The organism is Paenibacillus glycanilyticus, assembly GCF_023715145.1.
GTDB classification, from domain to species: domain Bacteria; phylum Bacillota; class Bacilli; order Paenibacillales; family Paenibacillaceae; genus Pristimantibacillus; species Pristimantibacillus glycanilyticus_A.
Window position 1 is genome coordinate 1 of sequence record NZ_JAMBNP010000061.1, and the last position, 417, is coordinate 417.

A 417-nucleotide genomic window follows, 5' to 3' on the forward strand; every position below is an offset into this window, starting at 1 on the left:
CGTATAAATCTGAAACGTATAAATTTAAAACCTGTGAATTTAAAATATATGAGAAGTTTTCTTTGAAAAATATATCCCCTATGCCTACGCCCCTGTGTTGTTTTCGAACCGTGAGTCGTCATGTCTCTCTACTTGGCACGCTACTGGCTGTCACTAGCCTCACTATGCCAAGCGCGCAAGCGATTAGTTTAAGCGAGATTTTTGGCGGCAGTGACAATCCCAGCTTGACCGCCAAAGACAATCCGCTACCGGTGCATGAGGCTTTTAAAGTCTACACGGAGCAAAAAGGGCAAGTAGTGACCATTCATGTGGATGTCAAAGCAGGCTATTATGCGTATCGGGATAAATTAACCTTACAATTGCCTGACGGGGTAACAGCGACGCCGCTACAATTTAGTGCAGCACCGACCTATGTGG

General features: G+C 45.1%; 1 protein-coding gene. It reads left to right on the plus strand.

From position 1 onward, the window contains the following. Nucleotides 1-417: protein-disulfide reductase DsbD domain-containing protein (locus M3194_RS30960; RefSeq protein ID WP_251657982.1), on the plus strand; the 417-nt coding region annotated here is incomplete at both ends.